We start from the raw sequence: 21,556 nt of genomic DNA on the forward strand, positions 1-21,556 counted from the left end.
CAGTAATTACCAATCCACAAAACAGTAATTACCAATCCACAAAACAGTAATTACCAATCCACAAAACAGTAATTACCAATCTACGAAACAGTAATTACCAATCTACGAAACAGTAATTACCAATCTACGAAACAGTAATTACCAATCTACGAAATGATAATTATCAACCTCAAAAACGATAATTACAAATCCGAAAAATGATAAGGACTAATTTTCAAAAAGAGCCTGAGAGTAGCTATTTACTCTCAGGCTCTGTGTATTGGTACGTTATCGACTAACGTTGCCCTATTCGATCAGGCATCTATATTCGCATAGTCCGCATTCGCCGTAATAAAGTCGCGACGAGGAGCAACATCTTCTCCCATCAACATGGAAAACACAACGTCCGCCTCAACCGCATTGTCTATCGTGATCTGCTTGAGAAGACGGTTGTCCGGGTCCATCGTTGTCTCCCAGAGCTGCTCGGCATCCATCTCTCCAAGACCTTTGTAACGCTGTGTAACGACTTTCGACTCGTTTCCTTCCGCATACTTCTGAATGAACTCCATCCGTTGGCGATCGTCCCAGCAGTACTCCACGACATCTCCCATCTTGCACTGATAAAGCGGTGGTGTGGCAAGGTAAATGCAACCACGCTCCACAAGGACACGCATGTGGCGGAAGAAGAACGTAAGGATAAGCGTGGCAATGTGGCTTCCATCCACATCGGCATCCGTCATGATGATCACCTTGTTGTACCTCAGCTTCGAGATGTTGAGTGCCTTGGGATCTTCTTCCGTGCCGATGGTTACTCCCAACGCAGTGTACATGGCTCGTATCTCATCACTCTCCAAGACACGGTGCGGCATGGCTTTCTCTACGTTCAGAATCTTTCCGCGCAACGGAAGGATGGCTTGAAACATAGAGTCCCGACCTTGCTTTGCAGTACCGCCCGCCGAGTCTCCCTCGACAAGGAACAGCTCACAACGTGCAGGATCTTTGCTTCTACAATCCGACAGTTTGCCCGGAAGTCCTCCTCCGAACATAGGTGTCTTGCGCTGTACCATCTCTCTTGCCTTGCGAGCAGCGATACGTGCCTTTGCCGCCAATACGACCTTGTCCACTATCATCTTCGCTTGCTTGGGGTTCTCTTCCAGGTAGTGTCCCAGAGCTTCCCCCACTGCAGTATCCACTGCACCGGCTACTTCGGAGTTGCCAAGCTTGGTCTTTGTCTGTCCTTCAAACTGAGGCTCCGCAACCTTGATGGATATGACTGCCGTGATACCCTCGCGAAAGTCGTCCCCCGAAACGTCTATCTTCTCTTTCTCAAGGATCTTGGACTCCTCCGCATACTTCTTCAGCGTTCTTGTCAAAGCGCGTCTGAAGCCGGCAAGATGCGTTCCACCCTCTATCGTGTTGATGTTGTTCACATAAGAGTAGACATTCTCGTTATAGGAAGTATTATAGGTCATCGCCACCTCCACAGGTATATCCTGCTTCTCGGTAACGATGTGTATGACATCGTCTATGAGAGGCTCTTTGTTGGAGTCGAGGTAGGAAACAAACTCCTTGAGTCCGTTCTCGCTGTAAAAGATCTCTTTCTTGGGATTTCCGTCCTCATCTCTGTGGCGATAGTCTGTAAGGGTCAGCGTAATGCCGGCATTAAGGAAAGCCAACTCGCGAAGACGATCCGAAAGTGTCTTATAGCTGTATTCGGTGGTGATGAAGATAGAGTCGTCCGGCTTGAAGTAGATAGTCGTACCGGTCTCTGTACTCTCTCCTATCACCTTCACATCATCGGCAGGAACACCTCGGTGATACTCTTGCATGTAGACCTTTCCCTCTCTCTTCACTTCCGCTCTAAGAGTTGTCGATAGCGCATTCACGCAAGAAACCCCCACACCGTGAAGTCCTCCGGAAACTTTATAAGAGCCTTTGTCGAACTTTCCTCCCGCATGGAGCACCGTCAGTACAACTTCCAAGGCACTCTTACCCTCTTTCTCGTGCAGATCCACAGGGATACCTCTACCATTATCATGGACTGAGATGGAGTTGTCTTCGTTGATCTCAACATCTACTTTATCGCAATAGCCTGCCAGTGCTTCGTCTATGGAGTTATCCACCACCTCGTACACCAAGTGGTGCAAACCTTTCTCTCCAATGTCTCCAATATACATTGCAGGACGCATACGAACGGCTTCGAGCCCTTCGAGAACCTGAATGTTACTTGCGCCATAGTTGGCAGCTTCTTGCCGCATATCTTCAGTCATATATTATTATTCTAAATGAAGTAGTACTTAGTCCGATTTCTTCTTGAAATCTCAAGATACAAAGATAGCAATTTTTTCCACAATTGCGAATGACTTACGGCTCTAAAAACAAGGCGAGCCAACCGAAGAAAATCCGATTGGTTCGCCCATTTATATAATCAATTATGCAAAAAAATCAGAAGGTCCACTTCGCTGCAAGAGTCGGAAGCGCATAGAATTTGTTCGGGTTAAGGAAATTGTAAGAAAGTCTAACCTCCGTACCGAGACTCAAATTGAAATTGTCATGAAATCCGACAAGTTGATTCAGATTGATCCATGCCTGTGGTTCCGAATATACCACCACTCCGTGGCTCTTATCGGAAGCTTTCTTTGTCCAGACATCCACAAATCCGTTCAGGGTAAATACACGATTCCAGCTGTTCCAACCCCATACGGCAGTAAGCTGCATACCATGATTGGCGTCTTGAACACCCTCTATCGCTTGATCGTAACGGTAGCTGGTGCTTATGCTAAAGTTCTTACTGAAGTCCTTACTTGTCCAAAGGTAAGAAGCACCAACGAGGTAAGCGTTGTTGATGGAGAAGTTTCTATCCACGCCGCCATTGTACTCCAAGTGAAGAGCAACGGGTGCTTTCCAGAACTTCAACTCTCTTGCGATCTCAAAATAAGAGTTTGAGATACCTTTTTCCGTATGAACGAAATCGACAAAAAGGAATGTCTGTCCCCATCTGTCTGCCTTAAAATGTTCTACGGTAGTAACAAAAGAGGGAGTTTTTTCCATATCCTTGTAGAGATGACGCCCTGCTTGATAGTGTGTCTGGATGTTCTGCCCAACGGCTGTAAGGGTTCCCAATAGAAGGGCTACGCCCAAAAGAATTTTCTTCATAAGTATGTATTTATAGTTTGTTTATCCAAATAACAATCCGTTGCAAATTTCGTTTCTATCCTTGAATTATCCAAATCTCCTTCTATTTTTCTCTACGCTCGTTTGGGAAAAGCAGTCTCAGCAGATCCAAACGCTTGATATGGGTCAGAGATTTCCGGATAGCGCCTTTCATCTCCGGCTTGTACCAGAAGAAATACTGCCTTTGCCGCTCCTTCTGTTCGGGTGTGGTAGCAGTAAAGACCCTTTCCATCGTGTAAGGATGATACCCTGTGTAGTATATCACAGTGGATACCGTCATGGGAGTGGGCGTAAAATCTTGCACCTGTTCCAGCTTAAACTGAAGATTCTTAGTAGCCACAGCAAGTTCTGCCATATCTTCTTCCCTGCTTCCTGGATGCGATGATATAAAATAAGGAATCAGTTGCTGCTTGAGACCATACGCTTTATTGATCCGGTCAAACTCCTTTTTGAACGTATAGAAAAGAGAGAAAGAGGGCTTGCGCATCTGCTCCAACACTCTGTCCGAAGTGTGTTCCGGCGCCACCTTGAGCCGTCCGGATGTGTGATGAGCTATTACCTCCTCCATATAGGTACGTGCTGCCATCTTCAGCTTTTCATCTTTATACGGATGGAGGAGGAGGTCATATCTTATACCACTCCCGATAAAACTCTTCTTGATACCGGGCAAGGCATCCACTTTTTTCAGGATATTATTCAGCGGAGTATGGTCTGCATTTAGATTCGGACAGATACCAGGAAAGATGCAAGAGGGTCTGAGACACTTCTCGCAAGCTTTCAGGTTGCGTCCTCTCATGGCATACATGTTTGCACTGGGTCCTCCAAGATCGGAGATGTATCCCTTAAAGTCCGGCATGTGAGTGAGATGCTTTGCCTCTTCCAGAATGGAACGCTCGCTTCTGGAAACGATAAACTTCCCCTGATGAGCCGAGATGGTACAGAAAGAGCATCCGCCAAAACAGCCACGGTGCATGTTCACGGAAAACTTGATCATCTCGTATGCCGGAATGTGTTTACCCTTATACTTCGGATGAGGAAGCCGTGTATAGGGAAGGTCGAAAGACTCATCCAACTCCTCCGAAGTCATAATGGGATAAGGCGGATTGACCACTATGTATCCCTCTCCTACCGGCTCTATCAGCCTTTTAGCCTTGACGGCATTGCTCTGCTCCTCTATATGTTTGAAGTTGGCTGCGTGTTTCTTTTTCGACGCTAACGCTTCCTCGTAGCTGTGGAGCACTATATCATCATTTTCAGGAGCAGGGGTATATGCACCATTTTCCAAGTAAGCAAGCTGCGGAATCTTCTTTATCTCCTCGATGCTTCTCCCTTCGGCATAAGCATCAGCCAGCTCCACGATAGGCTTCTCCCCCATACCGTAAATGAGGAAATCTATCGGAGCCATCACCGGCATACCGGGAAGAAGTTTGTCTTGCCAGTAGTCGTAATGGGCCACACGCCTTAGCGATGCCTCTATACCGCCTGCCACAATCGGGACATCGGGGTACAGCTCTCTCAAAATCTTGGAATAGACGATGGTCGGATAGTCCGGACGCATATCCGATCTGCCGTCCGGCGTGTAGGCATCATTGCTGCGAAGCCTTTTGGCAGCGGTATAATGGTTGATCATGGAGTCCATCGCCCCGGGCGATATACCGAAAAACAGGCGGGGGCGTCCGAGCTTCTTGAAGTCTCTGAGGTCGTCTCGCCAGTTGGGTTGCGGTACTATCGCCACCTTGTAGCCGTGCTTTTGGAGGATGCGACCAATGACCGCCATTCCGAATGAAGGGTGGTCGATGTATGCATCACCGGCAAAAAGGATGACATCAAGGCTGTCCCATCCCAGTCTTTCCACCTCCTTCTTGGTTGTCGGAAGCCATAAAGAGGGATCGGTAGGATTCTCTTTCTTCAAATTCTCTACTTCTATATCGGTCTAAAATCAGTAGCGAGTGATGATGCCACCCTTCTTGGCATTTGTTGTCGTCGTGGCATTCCCGCCATAATGCTTGAGTGCTTCGGGCAGATACTTATTGATGGCATCTATCCTCTTCTTATCCGAAGGGTGAGTGCTAAGCATATCAGAGGTCTCTTTGGCACCTTGGCTCTGCGACATCTTCTCCCAAAATGTTACAGCCATACGAGGGTTGTAGCCTGCCATTGCCATTAGTGTAAGACCGATTCTGTCGCTTTCGTACTCGTGTGTACGGCTGTAAGGTAGCATGACAGCCACATTGCTGCCGATACCATACACAGCTCCTGCAACCGCCCTTACCGCTGCGCTCTGCTTTCCAACGGCTAAGCTGAGAGCCTCGGCACCGAGTTGCTGAACAAGAGCCTGAGACATCCGTTCATTGGAATGCTTTGCCAATGCATGCGCAACCTCATGAGCCATCACCGTAGCCAGTTCATCGTCGGTGGGAGCAAAGCGAAGAATGCCTTCATAAACGACAATCTTCCCTCCCGGCATACAGAATGCGTTGGCCTGATTGGAGGCTACAAGGTTGAACTCCCATCTGTACTGCGATACTTCCGAACCCAGTCCGGCATTTCTAAGGTAAGCCTCTGCCGCCCTGGCAATCCTGTTCCCCACCTCTAACACTCGTCTTGTCTGTGCGGCATTTTTGGAGATAGGAGCTTGAGCGATAAACTCTCTGTACTGATTGGAGCTGATAGAGAGGATCTGCTGATCCGAAACCAAGTTGAGCTGCTTCCTTCCCGTGAGCGGAACGGTAGAGCATCCCAGCAGAAGCACTCCCATAAGACAAGCCATGGAGAGCTGTTGCACTCTTTCGATATATCTGTTTCTCTTCATTTTATGATTGCTTTGCTTTATTCAAATACGACATCACAGAACGATACAAATGTAACTAAAAAAAATAAGTAACCCGCACGGCATCACCGCTCATGCCGATATAGATATTGAGAGGGCACTCTCCAAAAGAGTTTTCGCGCTCCTCATCTGTTCCGTCATAAACCCTCCTCCACTCCCCCATCACAGCTGTCTCAAACTCCCAAAGGGTCTGCAAAATCTCTTGAAGCCGTCAACAAAATTCATTAAACAGGGACAAAAATCGCTCTGATGCCTTATAGAGTTGGAAATCAAGAGCCGATGGATACAAATCGAGCCTTGATCTCCCAAAATCAAGATTTGATTGCTATAAACCGGAGCACGATTTCAAGATTTTATAAGGTTTAAGAGAAGATCCGAACAAGTTAAAAAGAAGATCCGAAAGCGTTAAAATAAAACTCCCGACAAGGACTAAATAAAACCGAACACAAAAAGGCCGGATCTCCTGCAAGCATCCTGCCGGCAGCCATACCATAAGAGTTGCCGGACAGAAAGAGCTCCCTAAAGAGGGCAATACAATGTGGCTTTGCACGATCCTATTTCCGGAATGATGCGTGTAAAGCACCGGAAAGCTGTTTTTTCTGTATATTTGCTTGTTGAATACCGAATTGCAAATAAGGACAATTGTAAGAGAGAACAGATGCTTGGCTTACTGAAAAAAAAGATAGAGGAAGTAGGACAATACTTCTTGCTGATGAAGCGGGTTTTTGAAAGACCCGACAAGTTTCGTATGTTCCTTCGGGAGATGCTGAAGGAGGTGTACAAGCTGGGATATGATTCTCTTTGGATCGTCATCATTATATCTTTCTTCATCGGAGCCGTAATAACCATTCAGTTGGGATTGAACCTGACATCGCCTCTGATACCCAAGTTTACCATCGGGTTCACAACGAGAGAGATAGTGCTGTTGGAATTTTCTTCCACCGTGATGTGCCTTATCCTCGCAGGCAAGATAGGCAGTAGCGTTGCCAGTGAGATAGGAACAATGCGTGTATCGGAGCAGATAGACGCGATAGAAATAATGGGGATAAACTCTGCCAACTTCTTGATTCTTCCGAAGATTGTAGGTATCATGCTCTTCGTTCCAGTATTGGTCTTGATAAGTATGTTTACCGGTATCATCGGTGGCTATATCGCTTGCAGCATCAATCCGGAAATGCCTATCAGTGCATACATTCAAGGAATCCAGTACCTTTTCGAGCCTTACTACCTCTTCTACTCCATGGTCAAGAGCGAAGTGTATGTATTTCTCATCGCCTCCATAGCTGCGTTTTACGGATACTTTGTAAAGGGAGGAGCATTGGAAGTGGGCAAGGCAAGTACCAAAGCGGTAGTATCGAGCAGCATCATGATCCTTGTGGCAGACTTGCTCCTGACCCAACTCATGTTGGTGTAGGAGAGGTTAAACGTTAGAATCCGAATAGAATGATAGAGATAAAAAACGTACAAAAATCTTTTGGCGGAAAGGATGTATTGAGAGGCATATCCGCCACTTTCGAGTCCGGCAAAACGTCTCTGATAATAGGCAAAAGCGGCGCCGGAAAGACTGTACTGCTGAAAAGCATCGTAGGGCTTGTGTTCCCGGACAAAGGCGAGGTGCTATACGATGGCAACTCTATCTATAACCTTTCGGAGAACGAAATGAAGAAGCTGAGACAAGAGGTGGGTATGCTCTTTCAGGGATCGGCTCTGTTCGACAGCATGACGATACTGGAGAATGTGATGTTTCCGCTTGATATGTTCTCTCCACTGCCTAAAGCCCAACGGATAAGTGTGGCAAAAGAGTGTCTTGCCAGAGTTAAGATGGTGGATGCAGGCAAGAAATATCCTGCCGAAGTAAGTGGTGGAATGATGAAGCGAGCAGCCATAGCCAGAGCAATAGCCCTTAAGCCGAAATACCTTTTCTGCGATGAGCCAAACTCCGGACTGGATCCGCAGACCTCTTCGGTTATAGATGATCTTCTGCTTGAAATCACTCACGAGTCCGGCATGACTACTATCATCAACACTCATGATATGAATTCGCTGGAGAAGTTGGGCGAGAAAGTGATATTCGTTCATCGCGGACGCATCGAGTGGGAAGGGAGAGGAAAGGATATTATGAACTCAAACAACGAAAGACTCAAGCAGTTCGTTTTCGTGAACAAAGAATAATGACATAAAACAATAGAGAAATACCATAAGGAGATATAGTATGAACACACATGACAGCGTAGCAGGAAACACCAAGATGGAAAGCGGAGAAGGAAAGTCGCTGAACTTCATCGAAGCCATAGTAGAAAAAGATATAAGAGAAGGACTACACGATGGTCGCATACAGACCCGATTCCCTCCGGAGCCCAATGGTTACCTTCATATCGGTCATGCCAAAGCGATCTGTATAGATTTCGGTATCGCTGAAAAGTATAATGGTATCTGCAATCTCAGATTCGATGACACTAATCCGATAAAGGAAGATGTGGAGTATGTGGATGCCATAAAAGAGGATATAGAGTGGCTCGGATTCAAATGGGGAGAAATCTTCTATGCATCGGACTACTTCCAACAGTTGTACGACTTCGCCGAAGATCTTATCAAAAAGGGGCACGCCTACGTCGAGGAGCAGTCTGCAGAGCAGATAGCCGCTCAAAAAGGCACTCCAACCACTCCGGGTATAAACAGCCCGTTCCGCGACAGACCCATAGAAGAGAGTTTGGATCTATTTAGAAGGATGAATAAAGGAGAGTTTCCGGAAGGTTCTCTGACACTGAGAGCAAAGATAGATATGGCGCATTCCAATATGCACTTTAGGGATCCGATCATCTATCGCATCATCAATGTTCCTCATCATCGTACGGGTACGGCTTGGAAGGTTTATCCTATGTACGACTTTGCTCATGGGCAGTGCGACTATTTTGAAGGTGTTACTCACTCGATATGTACGCTGGAGTTTGTTGTGCACAGACCACTTTACGACTACTTCATAGACCTGCTCATGAAGAGCGATTATCGCCCTCGTCAGTATGAGTTCAACCGTCTCAACCTCACATATACGATGATGAGTAAGCGCAAGCTGCTTCAACTCGTGCAAGAGAAAGCCGTTAAGGGATGGGACGATCCTCGTATGCCGACCATCACGGGGCTTAGAAGAAGAGGATATACACCCGAATCCATCCGAAACTTTATAGACAGGATCGGATACACCAAATACGAAGGGGTGGTAGACGTAGGACTGTTGGAGTATGCAGTAAGGGAGGATCTCAACAAACATGCCACTCGTGTAAGTGTTGTGTTGAACCCTGTTAAGCTGATCATCACCAACTATCCGGAAGATAAGAAAGAGGAGATGGTTGCCATAGATAATCCGGAAGATCCAAACTCCACAACCCATACGGTAACTTTTGCACGCGAGTTGTACATAGAGCAGGAAGACTTTATGGAAAATGCGCCAAAGAAGTATTTCCGTATGACTCCGGGGCAAGATGTGCGTCTTAAAAACGGATACATCGTTACCTGTACCGGCTGCAAGAAGGACGAAACAGGCAAGGTGGTAGAGGTATATGCGGAGTATGATCCAAGCAGCAGGAGTGGATCGGATACTTCAAACCGAAAAGTGAAAGGGACATTGCACTGGGTTGCCGTTGATGATTGTATTGACGTCGAAGTGCGTCTGTATGACAGACTCTTTACGGTAGAGAATCCGTCGGATCCTAAGATTGAAGATTTCAGAGATTATCTCAATCCGGACTCGTTGAAGATCATTACCAATGCCAAAGCGGAAAAGTATTTGGCAGATGCCCAACCCCTGCAACACTTCCAGTTCCAACGCATTGGATACTTCAATGTAGACCCGGATAGCACACCGGATAAAAAGGTCTTTAACCGCACCGTATCGCTAAAAGATACTTGGAGCAAAAAGATAAACTAATAGAAAATCCCATACTAAGAGATAATGAAAACACTGAAATGGATAATGTGGAGCCTCGGTGTCTCTATGCTTTTTTCACTGCAACTCCATGCTCAAAAGAGAACAATAATAGATGAAATAGCTTGGGTGGTGGGAGATGAGACAATCCTGCTATCCGATATAGAGAATCAGCTCATATACCTAAAGCAGAGCGGATCAAAAGTGGATGGCGATCCGATGTGCTTTATTCCCGAACAGATGGCGATACAGAAGCTGTTCTTGAGACAGGCAAAGATAGACAGTATCTCCCCGAACGAGTCTATGGTGATTCAGGCAGCCGAACGCTGGATCAGCCAAAAGATCAATGAAGTGGGGGGAAGAGAAAGACTCGAAGAACTTTTAGGCAGAACCATCTCCCAGATACGTGAAGAGCGTCGCAAGGCACTACGGGAAGAGTCTGTGGTGCAACAGGTACAACAGACCATCATGGGCAATATAAAGGTGTCTCCGTCCGAGGTTAATCGTTTCTATGAAAAGGTAAACAAAGACTCTCTTCCCTTTATGCCGGAAACGGTAGAGGTACAGATCGTAACCATCAAACCCAAGGTGTCGGTAGAGGAGATAGATAAAATCAAAGCCAAACTTCGGTTGTACGCAGCGGAAGTCAATGCCGGCAAGAGAGACTTTTCACTATTGGCCCGGCTCTACTCCCAGGATAAAGGCTCCGCTCTAAAGGGTGGAGAGCTTGGGTTCTATGGTAAAGCGGAGTTGGAACCAGAGTTTGCAAATGTTGCTTTCTCCATGGATCCCAAAAAGGTTTCCCGCATAGTACAGACGAGATATGGCTATCACATCATGCAGTTTATCGAGAAGAAAGGCGATCTTGTGAACGTACGGCACATCATGCTTCGCCCTTCACCTTCCGAAGAAGCAGTTACCGCTGCAACAGCCAGACTCGACTCCATCGCTCACAAAATAGCCGTAGACTCCCTTTCTTTCGCAGATGCCGCAAGGTATCTATCTTATGACGAAGATACGCGAAACAATAACGGCGTCATGGTAAACAATAAAGCATCCGGCTCCGGACACCTTCAAGGTACAGCCCAATTCCAAATGGAAGATCTTCCACAGGAGATCGGTCCTATCGTCAGCAAGATGAAAGAGGGAGAAGTATCACAGCCATTTACCATGGAAGACAAGGATGGCAATACGGTTGTGGCTATTGTGAAGCTGCGCAAACGCAATCCGGGACACAGAGCAAACGTGTCTCAAGACTTCCAGATCATCAAAGACTTTGTCTTGCGAGAGAAACAACAGCAAGCTCTGAACAAGTGGATCCAAGAGAAGCAAGCAGAGACATACATTAAGATAAATCCTAAGTGGCGTCACTGTAAATTCATCTACCCGGGATGGATAAAAGAGTAAGACAGGTCGTTTTTTGCTGTATAACCGCTTTCTTTATCATAGGTGTGGGTGGTGCGACATTGCGTTCATCCTCCGCTCTCTTGCCCTATTATCAAAACCCTCCGACCCAACAAAAAAAGAATCAGGAGGTAGAGAAGATAGAGGCGGAAGCCAGACGATTGTGGTACGATAGGGATATCAATCCGGATGCGAAGATATTCACGGGAGATGTCAACTTCCATCACAAAGGAGCGGTAATGAAGTGCGACAGCGCATTGTTGTACGAACAGCGCAACGCCATAGAGTCTTTCGGAAATGTTCATATCATTCAAGGAGACTCTCTGCACATTACCTGCGACTATCTCAACTACGATGGCATCAGCCTGATAGCTCGTTTGCGTGGCAATGTGATCATGCGACACGGAGAGAATACCCTCTTTACCGACAGTCTGGACTACGACAGAAACATCGGTTTGGGCTACTACTTCGAGGGCGGAACCATAGTGGACTCGCTGAACACACTCACTTCCCAGTACGGAGAGTACTATACGGACAACAAGACAGCCATATTCAAGTTTGATGTGAGGCTGGAAAACCCCAACTTCACACTCTATTCCGACAAGCTCTTTTACAATACGGAGACTAAGGTTGCAGATATTAAAAGCCCCTCTCGCATCGTAGGAGACAGCGGATATATCCTCACATCCAAAGGAGTATACGACACTCAAAGAGACATCGCTTACCTTTTGGACAAGAGCAAACTCTATTCAGGCTCTCGCACTGCTACGGGAGACTCTATGGTGTATAGCCGTAGCGAATCTCTGGCAAAGCTCTTCGGGAACGTAGAGCTGAAAGATACAGCCGAAAACGTATCGCTTCACGGAGAGTATGCGGAGTACCATGAAAAAGAGGGCAAAGGCTTGGCAAGAGACAACGCTTACGTGATGGACTTCTCCTCCAAAGACACGCTTTGGGCGCACGCATTGGAGATGCAGCTGATACGAGACACCATCAACGGAGACATTGTAAAGGGCTTGGAGAATGTTCGGATATATCGAAAGGATGTTCAAGCCGTATCGGACACACTCCTTTATCGCTCCAAAGACTCCGTTTTGAACCTTCTGGGCAAGCCCATTATATGGAGCGACAGTTCACAAATATCGGGAGACACCATTCGTCTGTTCATGAAAGACGGCAACCCGTACAAGGCACAGATCTCGAACAATGCGTTGGTCTCCATGGAGCTGACCGAGGATCTCTTCTATAACCAAATGGTTGGAAACGAAATCCTTGCCTATTTTAATGACAACAAGATGGACTCTGTCCGAACCAGTGGAAACGCTGAAACCATCTACTATACCGTAGAAGGAGACTCTGTTGTCTCCTCTCAGGTTCGCGTTCAGAGCGCATCCATACTGATGCTGTTCCAGAAAGAGGAGTTGGAGTCTATCTCTTTCCTTGAAAAGACAAAAGGCATCGTCAATCCTATTTTCCTTGTAGAAAGTAAAAATTACAACTTCCCAAACTTCTTCTGGTTTGCTACCGGACGTCCGCTCTTTCCGAAAGATATTTTCCGGACAACCCCAAACAGAGGCAAGAAAGAAGATAAAGAGAAGAAAGAAGAAAGCTCCGGAACAGAGTCTCTCAATATTACTAACAGAGAAGAAGAATCTTAACCATGAAATCTTTTTTTAATCCTCAAAAGCCTAAAAGCTTCAGATACTCCTACATCTATACAGATGTCAGGAAGCAGGAGCTGGAAAAGCGCGTAAGACGCATCCAGAGAGAGCTGAACGGAGACGAGGCCTCTCTTTCTGCGGAAGACTATAAAGATCTCATCGAAGGCTCTATCTCCAAACAGTCCAAGCATCTCCAACGCAGTAAAGACAAGGGACAGAGCAAGGAGAGCCGTGCAAAGTCCAACTGGTGGATGCTTCTTCTTCTCGTGGTGCTTGCTGTGCTCTTTTACGTCCTATATTACAGATAAACCTGCTGTATGAAGAATGTCATCAATCTTCTTCCTGATAATATTGCCAATCAAATAGCAGCCGGAGAGGTCATACAACGACCCGCATCCGTCATAAAGGAATTGGTCGAAAACAGTATAGATGCAGGAGCCACAGAGATAGAGATAGAAGTCTTGGATGCCGGGCGCACCCTTCTCCGCGTTATAGACAACGGGAAAGGGATGTCTCCCATAGATGCCCGAATGGCTTTCGAGAGACACGCCACCAGCAAGATAAAGACAGCCGATGACCTCTTCCGCCTTTGTACTATGGGCTTTCGGGGAGAGGCATTGCCCTCGATAGCAGCCGTGGCAGAGGTGGAGCTTATCACCCGCCAACACGATGAAGATACCGGTGTGCGCATAGAGCTCAAAGGAGGTCGGGTTATCTCCAACGAGATAGCCACTTGTCCCCCCGGATCCATCTTCTCGGTAAAGAACATCTTTCACGAGATACCGGCTCGCCGCAAGTTTCTAAAGACCAACGACACCGAGTTCAGGCGCATACAGACCGAAATATACCGTATTGCCGCAGTCTGCCCACAGATCAGATTTCGCCTCTTGCATCAGGAAAAGGTTATCTTCGACTACCATCCGGGCGAACTCAAAAAGCGTCTCCTCGACCTCTTCGGGCACAGATTGGAGAGCAAGATACTCAAGATAGAAGCCGAGACACCCCTTGTCCGTATCAGCGGATTCACAAGTACGCCATCCGAATGCCGTAAAAGAGGAGCGCAGCAATACTTCTTTGTAAATGACCGATTCATGAAGCACTCCTACTTTCATCGGATGCTCATGAATGCTTATGAGGGAATGATTCCATCGGGAGATATGCCAGACTACTTTATCTACCTCTATGTCGATCCCTCCTCAATAGACGTAAATATTCACCCGACTAAGACCGAAATAAAGTTCGAGAACGAAACCTATATCGGGCAGATACTCAATACCGTCCTTCGAGAGACGCTCATGAAAGGAGCAGTGGCGCATGCCATAGACTTCACTCAAGACAAGATAGACATTCCGAACTATAAATCTCTTTCAGATAACGAGTTGGTAGAACCCAAAATTGGAGGAGAAAACACGGACTATATCCCTTCATTCGACCCGGACGACTATAAAGATTTCGGAGGTTTCGAGTTGGAAAAGGATGTGGAATGGGAAGCCTTCTACAAAGACTTTGAAAAAGATTCCGGCATAACGACATCACCCCCCGGCGGCATCAGAGTAAAGAGGCGCACTTCCTCCCTCTCCTCTTCCGTATCACAAGAGCCGGAGACAGCTGCTTCCGTATTCACGTCTCGCTCTTCATCCCTAAAGCCGGACGACACAACACATACAGACTCGCTCCTGACCCCTGCTCCCCAAGAGAGAGAAAGCCTGTCGGATGAGCCGGAGAGAGAGTCTCTCATCATCCTTCGCCAGCGATATATCATCACTATGGATGAGGATAGTCTTTCTATTATAGATGCTCATCAGGCGGCAAGAGCTATTTCGCACCACAAATATATGGCACGTCTTCTTGCCTCTAAGCCGGTATCTCAACCGCTGATGTTCCCTGAACTTCTCACGCTCAACACTCAAGAGGCACATCTTTTACACAGATACATGGATGAATTGAGTGAAGTAGGCTACGACCTTACCGATATGGGAGGGAACACATTCAGCTTGGTAGCCATTCCGGAAGGAATGCCGACAGATCCCGATCTTCTTGTCCAGATACTGTATGAAAGTAAGCACTTGGAAAAGAAATCAAAAGAGATTGTCCTCGAACAGATTGTTGCTTCGATGGTAAAAGCTTTACACAAAAGAGTTACACCTATTCTGCGAAAACAGGAAGCACAAAAACTTCTCTACTCCCTACGTAAACTGTCAGAAACCAGAGTTACTTTTGATGGACATACAATCTTTTCTAAAATAACGGCAGAAGAAATACAAAAAAGATTTGGATAAGCAACTCCCTACGAGGATAAATTTATCCGTTCATATCTGCGCCATTAAATCTATTTTTTTGTATCTTTGCAACGTGAAGTCCGTATTTCCATTACAAAACATATAAAATAGTTCTTCTAAATAACAATAAATATTCCAACAAAGGTTCTACACAAAATATCTGTTTTGTTTTTAGTTATTGTTGCGGACAAACTAAATCAAGTTTTTGATTTATAAAAAGACATAGCACCTTCGTTGGTTTTTTGAATATATGACTACAAAAATAGAAACTCTTAAAGATGCCCTTTCGCATCGCCATTCTCATTATGCTATCCGTCCGGAATGGGTAGCTCCACGCGAAGCCGTCGAAGACCTTCTCGGTCATGTTCTACAAAACATACCTTCAGCTTTCAACTCTCAACCTGTTCGTATGGTACTTCTTACGGGAGAAGCGCATACCGCTCACTGGGAACTTATAGAAAAGGCATTGATAGGGTTTATGGGGCAAGAGAAGTACGAAGCTAATACAGCTCCTAAAGTACGTCAAGCTTTTGCAAGCGGTGTCGGCACTATTCTTTTCTTTGATGTACCTTCTGTCACAGAAGGCCTTCAAGCATCTTTCCCCGCATACGCTGCAAACTTTCCTCTTTGGGCTCAACAGACCCAAGGCTCTCACCAATACGCCGTATGGATGGGTCTGGATGTACTTGGCTTTGGAGTAAATCTTCAGCACTACATCGGTATGATAGACGATGAAATCAAGACCCTTGCAGGTGTAGACCCTTCATGGGTACTCACAGCACAGATGCCTTTCGGAGCGCCGGCTGAAGAGGTGAGTGCAAAAGAAAAACTCTCTCTTGCAGAGACACTTATAGTGAAGTAAAACAGAAGATAGAAGATTCGTTTTATCTACAATTCTACACTCGGGTAAGATAAAATCACCCGATTCAGATGGCACTATATGTAAAAAGCGAGATAATGCTCACTTTACATATAGTGCTTTCGTTTCACTTGGGAAATTACTTAAGTTACATGGCTTCATAGTATGTTGTTCCCAGAAGAAGAGATATAAAACAATCCTCACACTCTTCAGAACATCTCTACGGATAGATTGTCGATAACCAATTTATAAAAAGCTATACACAATCCACATAAGATTTAATTAACATGAAAAATTTTGTAATTCACAAATCAGAAACACGTGGTAAAGCTAACTTCGGATGGTTAGAATCCTATCACACTTTTAGCTTTGGCAACTACTACAATCCCGAACGCATACACTTCGGTGCACTTAGAGTAATCAATGATGATACCGTTGCAGCAGGAATGGGCTTTGGTAAACATCCGCACGACAATATGGAGATTATCAGCATTCCTTTGGAGGGAGATCTTGAACACAAAGATACTCTTGGCAATATTGCTGTGATCAAGCAGGGAGATATTCAAGTCATGAGTGCCGGGACAGGTATTCAGCACAGTGAATATAATAGGAACAAAGATCGTCTGACCAAATTTTTACAGATTTGGATCTTCCCAAACAAAAAAAATGTTGCTCCTCGCTACGATCAAAAAAGCTTGGATGTAAACAGCATGATCAACCGATTCCACCAAATCCTCTCCCCCGATCCGAATGATGAAGGGGTATGGATACACCAAAATGCATGGTTCCATATGGGAAAGTTTGACCACGGCACAACATCCGAATACAAGATAAAGCACAAAGGCAACGGCGTCTATGCCTTTATCATAAAAGGTAAAGCCACTATTTCGGGCCACTCGCTCTCAACAAGAGACGGTCTCGGTATTTGGGATATAGACACTCTCTCCGTGACGTCCGATGCTTCGGGCACCGAAATACTTCTTATGGAAGTACCTATGACTGCCTGATCAGAGTAATACAGAAAACAGACACAAAATAAGACAACATCAAACACACAATATCATTATGGATAGAAACAAAGATTTAGGCATTTTGATCCTCCGACTCTCGATCGGGGTGATGATGCTGTTGCATGGCATCGCCAAACTACAAGGAGGCATGGGCCCCGTACAAGGGATGCTTGAAGCAAAAAGCCTACCTGCATTTATCGCCTATGGTGTATATATAGGAGAGATTCTGGCACCTCTTCTGCTGATACTTGGAGCAAGGACACGCTTAGCGGCACTCCTGTTCGTATTTAATTGTATTGCCATTATCTGGTTAGGAGGGCACCCCGTTTTTTCTCTCAATCAGTACGGAGGATGGGGGGCAGAACTACCCGGACTCTTCTTATTCGGGGCTCTTGCTCTATTCTTTACAGGCGGAGGGAAATATGCCGTCTCTACAAAAAATAAGTGGGACTGATACTACCATAACACAAGAGCGAAACATTACTGTTTCGCTCTTCTATTTATCTCCAAGTTATCTCCAAGCTCCGATTCTACTCTCTTTTTCTCGGCACGCGTTTGCGCTCTTGCTCTCTCTTCGAATATTCCCATGCTTTCCTTCCGTCATTCCTCTTTTGCAGCTTCCATGCCGCAACAACATCCGAAATCGGACCTCTTCTTATCAATTACTTCACCACCCAAAGTCTCAGCCCACTCAAATCCGATAAACGAACAGACAACAGCATGGCAAAGAAACTAAAGGAGTATTATAATCAGGAGTATTGCCTCTTTCTTGGACATAAAATAGCATCGGTATATCCTCCGTTTGATACCGGCAAGTTTATCAACTTGGTATCGCAACGGCTGGAGTTCTTAGAGTTCAACGACAGACAAATCCTCATTGCCACTGCGCTCAAAGCATGCCTGCCTGAGAGCTACGAACAGACACTAAGTATCTTCATCCGGATTCTCGGACCGGAAGTCGAAGGGAGCTTAGGCATGTTCAGCGAGGGGTGGTGGCTTTGGCCCGTGGGCAAGTTCGTAGAGCTATACGGAGACACTCACTTCGAGCCGAGCACGGCATTCAGCAAAGAGCTGACCAAAAGATTCACAGGCGAATACTGTATGCGTCCGATCCTCATTCGATTTCCCGAAAAGACCATGCGGCTGATGTTGGAGTGGAGCAAAGACGAGCATCAAAGAGTACGTCGATTGGCAAGCGAATGCCTCCGCATATACCTCCCATGGTCAAAGAAAACAGATGTCGCGCTACGGCACTTCGATCTCTACCGGGAGATTCTCTCCAACCTAAGGAACGATCCGGACAAAACCATCCAAAAGAGCGTTGCCAACAATCTGAACGATCTTTACAAAGCCGATCCTCTAAAGTTTGAGCAGATCATTACCGACTGGGAAAGCCCGGACATGACAAAGGCGTGCGCATGGATCATCAAGCATGCCTCTCGCACCAAGAACAAAGATGCCATGTGCTCTTCGTGCGAAGAAAGATGAACAGATAATAGCCGAAAAACCGGAGCCAAGATTAGAAAAGCCTTCAACAGATACCTTTTGCAGACACCCCACAAAGATCAACATGGCAGGAAAGGCTAAGCAAAGTACACATCAATAAGGCTCCGCAAAAAACGTCATACATAAATCGTTTCTCATGCTCTCTTGTTCACAAGAGAATAATCACTGACAGATCCACAAAACACCCCTCTCTTCATCTGAAACAGTGTGAAAAATTTATAGTCTGACCATATTTCAAATTTCCAAAGAACCTGTTCACTTCCTTCGGTGAATACGTTTAACAAGAGAAATCAAAGCTCGGTTGGTAAAAGTCAAGTCATAATTTCCAGAATCCAAACTTTGATTTTCAGCAACCAAGACTCACTTCATATTTCTAAACACCTTTCACCTATCTTTCTAACACGTTCAAATGATTTTCTAAACAGCTACAATCCGACTATTCATTTATCTTAAAATTATAGGGAATCAAATATAGAAATAAAAACAGCCAATTATCGGATTCGTATAACTTCCGATAATTGGCTACTGAGATTAGTAGCAACGAGTAGGAATACTACTTATTTAATAATTCCTCCTTGAAGTAAAAACAAAAAAAAACATTCTGATTTACAACAGATTGCAATAGCATGGAGTAAATATGACTACTGAAATCAATTATAAACAATCAGAATATTATTACCGTTTGTTTGGGTATTACTTTCTGACAACTTCTATTGATTCCCAAATTGATTCTCCAATGATTTTTTTTGCATTGGTTTCATTGTATTGTCTGCACAGCATTTCTGCACTTTGTTTATATTCGGGGTAATGCTCCAAAACCTCTTGAATTTTTTTCTCAAGAGTTTTGCAGTTCCACTTTCTCATAGGTATCCGAATAGCAGAACCAAACGCCTCTAAATGCTCCAAATTGATTTTCTGTTCAGGTTGCGTAGCGACTCCTATCAAAGGAATTGCACTCGTTATTGCTGTTTGCAGCGTTCCTTGTCCTCCATGGCATATTACTAAATCAACTCTTTTACTAATAGCTTTTGCCGGAACAAATTTATCGGTTACATAAACATTTTTATTGTTAAGCAGTCGTTGAGACTCTTCCAATGGACAAACAGAAGGAGGAGAAAGAATAATACCACCACACTTCATGCCCCAAGGAGAGTTGAACATCTTTACTATTTCTAATAACTCCTCCTTGCTTCCTGATGTTCCAAGAGTGCAAAAGAACTTTTTGCGTGTATTTGTATCATCAAGAATTTTGAGAATTTCTTTGTCTTTTATTTCTTCTTGCTTTTCCTGAGCATACACCGGTCCTGTAAAGATTACCGTACTGTCGTATTGCTCAGTATGGTAAAAGACTGCCAAATCATTGACCAATAAAAGATCAGACTTAAGCATCTCAAATATGTTGATTAAAGGAGATCCATCCCATCCGGATTTTTCAGCAGCCTTTCTGATTAAGGAATGCTTTAATGCCGGATTCCTCTTTTTTAATGAATGGGGAATACAGCTCATTACCCACTTCTGAAACTTAGCTGGGAATCGAGAAAAGAATAATTCATCAGGAAAGGTGAGGCTCTCATTTAGAAAAGTTTCCGTTAACGGCAGTGGCAGGAAAGCAATGCTTTTTACACTTGGAATAGCCAAACGCTTTGAGATGCTCCCTATCGGCCAAAATCCATAAATGAGTAAATCGGGGTTGATTTCTTTATATGCTTTAATCTCCCCCTGCAATATATCATAAGCTAATGATTCGTTTCCGATCAGCTCTCCGAATTTAGTTTCGAAATCATCTTGATAGCGAATACCTTCCAATCGAGGAGTAGCCCGATAGAGCTCAAATCCTGCTTCAATAACTTTATCTTCGTATAGGCTTCCTCTTGTGAGGAATACAATCCTGAGATTACAATTCTCTGGTTTATATTCATCTATAATCTTCGCTATCTCAAGGGCTCTTGTTGCATCCCCTCCGTTTTGAAAGATCGTAGCTATAGCTATGGTTATGTTATTTTTCATATCGATTTTGGTTGAAAATTAAAAGTTAACACTTAACCCTATCCTGAATTCTTCTCGATATAATACTGTCATAAACAGGTTTAAGTCCACAAAAGCATCACCGAACATATTTATCTGTTTCTGGTTTTTCTCCAATTGTCTAATGTGAGTTTCGTGAAATGTTCTGTGCGAAATTCATTCAATAATGGAACTGCTTTGTCGTGCTCTGTGTGGCTGTAAGTAAATCCACATTTCTCTTGTACACGCCTTGATTTTTCATTTCCGTCAAAATAACCGCACCAAACGGCAGTCTGCTTTAGGTCATCAAAAGCATATCGAAGTAACTCATTTATAGCTTCGGGTATCAAACCCTGTCCCCAAAATGGCTCTCCAAGCCAGAAGCCTATTTCGCACTCGGTATCTGCCATTTTTGCAGAGTGAATTTCACTTCTTGCCGTCATTAACCCAACGCTACCGACTGCTTCTCCTGTCGCTTTCAATACAACAGCATAAGTTTCAGGAGTCGAAAGAACGCTCTTAATAATCTCACGACTATTCTCTATGCTCGTATGTGGGGGCCAACCAGCTATTGGACCAACATTAGGGTTTTGCGCATACTTGTAAAGATCTTCGGCATCGCTCTCTTGCCATGGTCTTAAAATTAAATGTTCTGTTTGTAATTCCATATTCTTACTAAATCAAGATTTCACTTTATTATCATCTTGTCATATCATCTCTCGCCTATCACTAATGTAGGATAATGCACTAACACAAAGATATGAAATGGAATAATGTGTTAGATAGAAAAAAGCAAGATAAAAAATCAGAGATTTTATCTTCATCACCTATTCTATTCTCGCCTCTTTTCTTTCTTTGGGTTCTCGTCAATGATATAGCCTTATCAGAACTATAAAAGCATAACCGACTAAACGATAAAAATATTATA

Annotated in this window: 17 protein-coding genes; 11 read left to right on the forward strand and 6 right to left on the reverse strand. The window is 44.8% G+C overall.

All coding sequences use genetic code 11. The annotated features are described in order from the left end of the window. Window positions 1-293: 293 nt before the first annotated feature. From gyrB to JT26_RS09830, 4 genes are all read right to left on the reverse strand, one after another. Window positions 294-2,249 (reverse strand): DNA topoisomerase (ATP-hydrolyzing) subunit B, encoded by a 1,956-nt coding sequence (gene gyrB / locus JT26_RS09815; protein WP_036849377.1) that lies wholly within the window; start codon window positions 2,247-2,249, stop codon window positions 294-296. A gap of 175 nt (window positions 2,250-2,424) precedes the next feature. Continuing rightward, the gene (locus JT26_RS09820; RefSeq protein WP_036788577.1) at window positions 2,425-3,135 is read right to left on the reverse strand and encodes a DUF5020 family protein; all 711 of its coding nucleotides are present in this window, start codon (window positions 3,133-3,135) and stop codon (window positions 2,425-2,427) included. A gap of 82 nt (window positions 3,136-3,217) precedes the next feature. Next, complete coding sequence (locus tag JT26_RS09825; protein WP_036849380.1) at window positions 3,218-5,065, reverse strand: YgiQ family radical SAM protein; 1,848 nt, start codon at window positions 5,063-5,065, stop codon at window positions 3,218-3,220. A 27-nt stretch (window positions 5,066-5,092) separates the two neighbouring features. Then, window positions 5,093-5,965 (reverse strand): M48 family metallopeptidase, encoded by an 873-nt coding sequence (locus JT26_RS09830; RefSeq protein ID WP_052110513.1) that lies wholly within the window; start codon window positions 5,963-5,965, stop codon window positions 5,093-5,095. A 676-nt stretch (window positions 5,966-6,641) separates the two neighbouring features. Between JT26_RS09830 and JT26_RS09835 the strand changes: the two genes are divergently transcribed. The 11 genes from JT26_RS09835 to JT26_RS09885 all read left to right on the forward strand — a co-directional run bounded on the left by JT26_RS09835 (window position 6,642) and on the right by JT26_RS09885 (window position 18,606). Further along, entirely contained in the window at window positions 6,642-7,397 is a 756-nt protein-coding gene (locus JT26_RS09835) for an ABC transporter permease (protein ID WP_036849430.1), read from the forward strand. Window positions 7,398-7,426: 29 nt separating this feature from the next. Beyond that, entirely contained in the window at window positions 7,427-8,155 is a 729-nt protein-coding gene (locus JT26_RS09840) for an ABC transporter ATP-binding protein (protein ID WP_036849382.1), read from the forward strand. A gap of 40 nt (window positions 8,156-8,195) precedes the next feature. Beyond that, the gene (locus JT26_RS09845) at window positions 8,196-9,908 is read left to right on the forward strand and encodes a glutamine--tRNA ligase/YqeY domain fusion protein (RefSeq protein ID WP_081966445.1); all 1,713 of its coding nucleotides are present in this window, start codon (window positions 8,196-8,198) and stop codon (window positions 9,906-9,908) included. Window positions 9,909-9,932: 24 nt separating this feature from the next. Further along, complete coding sequence (locus JT26_RS09850) at window positions 9,933-11,312, forward strand: peptidylprolyl isomerase (RefSeq protein WP_152567027.1); 1,380 nt, start codon at window positions 9,933-9,935, stop codon at window positions 11,310-11,312. After that, a complete protein-coding gene (locus tag JT26_RS09855; RefSeq protein WP_052110514.1) occupies window positions 11,297-12,967 on the forward strand; it encodes an OstA-like protein in 1,671 nt (556 codons plus the stop codon). The genes JT26_RS09850 and JT26_RS09855 overlap by 16 nt, the downstream gene beginning before the upstream one ends. A gap of 2 nt (window positions 12,968-12,969) precedes the next feature. Beyond that, window positions 12,970-13,278: a hypothetical protein gene (locus JT26_RS09860; protein WP_052079580.1), complete on the forward strand. Its 309-nt coding sequence runs from the start codon at window positions 12,970-12,972 to the stop codon at window positions 13,276-13,278. A gap of 9 nt (window positions 13,279-13,287) precedes the next feature. Further along, window positions 13,288-15,249 (forward strand): DNA mismatch repair endonuclease MutL, encoded by a 1,962-nt coding sequence (mutL, locus tag JT26_RS10875; RefSeq protein WP_036849385.1) that lies wholly within the window; start codon window positions 13,288-13,290, stop codon window positions 15,247-15,249. Window positions 15,250-15,499: 250 nt separating this feature from the next. Then, on the forward strand, window positions 15,500-16,111 hold the full coding sequence (locus JT26_RS09870; protein WP_036849388.1) for a nitroreductase family protein: 612 nt from the start codon (window positions 15,500-15,502) through the stop codon (window positions 16,109-16,111). A gap of 284 nt (window positions 16,112-16,395) precedes the next feature. Next, window positions 16,396-17,115, forward strand: coding sequence for a pirin family protein (locus tag JT26_RS09875; protein WP_036788563.1), 720 nt, complete (start codon window positions 16,396-16,398; stop codon window positions 17,113-17,115). Window positions 17,116-17,173: 58 nt separating this feature from the next. Continuing rightward, a complete protein-coding gene (locus JT26_RS09880; RefSeq protein ID WP_200878524.1) occupies window positions 17,174-17,572 on the forward strand; it encodes a DoxX family protein in 399 nt (132 codons plus the stop codon). A 266-nt stretch (window positions 17,573-17,838) separates the two neighbouring features. Next, entirely contained in the window at window positions 17,839-18,606 is a 768-nt protein-coding gene (locus tag JT26_RS09885; RefSeq protein ID WP_036789014.1) for a DNA alkylation repair protein, read from the forward strand. A 711-nt stretch (window positions 18,607-19,317) separates the two neighbouring features. On the opposite strand, the gene JT26_RS09890 is transcribed toward JT26_RS09885, so the two are convergent. Together JT26_RS09890 and JT26_RS09895 are read right to left on the reverse strand one after the other, a co-directional pair. Beyond that, window positions 19,318-20,631 (reverse strand): nucleotide disphospho-sugar-binding domain-containing protein, encoded by a 1,314-nt coding sequence (locus JT26_RS09890; protein WP_036849392.1) that lies wholly within the window; start codon window positions 20,629-20,631, stop codon window positions 19,318-19,320. Between the two features lie 110 nt (window positions 20,632-20,741). Beyond that, a complete protein-coding gene (locus JT26_RS09895; RefSeq protein WP_036849394.1) occupies window positions 20,742-21,296 on the reverse strand; it encodes a GNAT family N-acetyltransferase in 555 nt (184 codons plus the stop codon). Between the last annotated feature and the right edge of the window lie 260 nt (window positions 21,297-21,556).

The organism is Porphyromonas sp. COT-108 OH1349, assembly GCF_000768755.1.
GTDB lineage: Bacteria > Bacteroidota > Bacteroidia > Bacteroidales > Porphyromonadaceae > Porphyromonas_A > Porphyromonas_A canoris.